Annotated in this window: 1 protein-coding gene; it reads left to right on the forward strand. The window is 55.6% G+C overall.

What is annotated here, in order from left to right; translation table 11 throughout:
- Positions 1 to 178: 178 nt before the first annotated feature.
- Positions 179 to 1,360, forward strand: a complete 1,182-nt coding sequence (locus tag C4885_RS16060; RefSeq protein WP_114001295.1) for an ATP-binding protein — start codon at positions 179 to 181, stop codon at positions 1,358 to 1,360.
- Positions 1,361 to 1,774: the final 414 nt, after the last annotated feature.

A 1,774-nucleotide genomic window follows, 5' to 3' on the forward strand; every position in this document is an offset into this window, starting at 1 on the left:
ATTTTGGCAACGCAGATGCCGTGCCGCAGCCGCCGGAGCGGTGCTTAAGCCGTAAGGCGGGAATTGTGCGGTATTGCCGTAAATACAAGGTCATTTTGTCACTTGCACCACAGCGGCAAAAAAGCTATACTGAGTAAACAGAGCAAGCATTTTTGCACTCCTGGAGGAATTGGGAATGATGAAGTTGAATACCATGCGCACCCGGCTGGACGGCCTTGTGATTTTCCGCGGTATTTTGCAGGCCAACATTGTGCCTGCGTTCCGCGCCATGCTGGCCGCTGCGGGGAGCGAGGATTTTGTAAGCGCTGCAGCTGATTTTGAAAACCAGCTGTTTGAACGCGGCGGCAGCTGGACCCGCGTGCTGCTGGACGCCGTTTTGCAGGATGAGAACATCTGCATCCGCAAAGCTGCCAGCGGCGGCGCCGGGCAGGCCGCTGCCCGCTGCATGGACAGCGAGCTGGAATTTTTGCAGCAGCTCAGCCGCGTTACGCTGGTTGATTTGACCGGCGGCGAGGAATCCCTTGCCTTTCTGCCCCGCTGGGAAACCGAAGAAGTGGATTTTGCCGCCGCTTACGCTGAGCGCCTGGCTGAAGTTGGTCAAAAGGGCTACGGCATGTTTGCCCGCCACCACATGTTCACCATTGAGGATGGCAGCCTGATCCCGGTGCGCTTCCCGGATCCGCAGCGCTTAAGCGAGCTACCCGGTTACGAGCACGAGCGCGAAAAGGTAATTGCCAACACCAAGGCTTTGCTGTCCGGCAAGCCTGCCGTGAACGTTTTGCTGTACGGCGATGCGGGCACCGGCAAATCCAGCAGCGTGAAAGCCATTGCCAATGAATTTGCGGCGGATGGTCTGCGCCTTGTGGAAGTGAAAAAGAACCAGCTGTATCAGATTCCGGCCCTGCTGGATAGCCTGGCCCAGAACCCACTCAAGTTCATTTTGTTCATTGACGACCTGAGCTTTTCTGCCAACGACGACAACTTTGCCGCGCTGAAAGCCATTTTGGAAGGTAGTGTGGGCGGCCGCAGCCAGAATGTTGTGGTGTACGCCACCTCCAACCGCCGCCATCTCATCAAGGAAACCTTGAGCGACCGTTCCGGTGATGACATCCACGAGGCAGATACCCGCCAGGAATTGATGAGCCTTTCGGCCCGGTTCGGCCTGACGGTCACCTTCCAGCGGCCGGATAAAGTTCGGTTTGAAGAAATTCTGCTGGATCTTGCCAAGCAGTACGGCGTGCAGATGCCGTCTGATCAGCTGTTCATCAAGGGCGAAGCCTTCGCCATCCGTGCCGGCGGCCGCAGCCCCCGTGTTGCCCGCCAGTTCATCGAGCTGCTTTCGGCAGGAGTGAGACTGTAAGGAAGTTAGGGCAATACCGCATAATTCTAAGTGCCGATACGGCGAGCGAGGTGCGGCAGCTGCTAAGCCAAAAGCGCAGATAATACTTTGTGTATTATCGAGCATTTTGGCAACGCAGTTGCCGTGCCGCAGCCGCCGGAGCGGTGCTTAAGCCGTCAGGCGGGAATTGTGCGGTATTGCCTTAGGAAGTAAGAGTTAGAAGTTAGGAGTTTTTGGGATGCCTGCGGCATGATTTTGATATCAGGCCGTGGGCATTTTGTTATACATTCTTTAATTTTAGCTATGCTTTAGGCAATACCGCATAATTCTAAGTGCCGATACGGCAAGCGAGGTGCGGCAGATGCTAAGCCAAAAGCGCAGATAATACTGGATGTCTTATCGAGCATTTTGGCAACGCAGATGCCGTGCCGCAGC

The sequence above is a fragment of the Subdoligranulum sp. APC924/74 genome (assembly GCF_003324125.1).
Lineage (GTDB): Bacteria > Bacillota > Clostridia > Oscillospirales > Ruminococcaceae > Gemmiger > Gemmiger qucibialis.

Bases quoted from the DNA above. Each gene is read 5' to 3' on its own strand.
- C4885_RS16060 (WP_114001295.1), top strand. From the start codon at position 179: ATGAAGTTGAATACCATGCGCACCCGGCTGGACGGCCTTGTGATTTTC.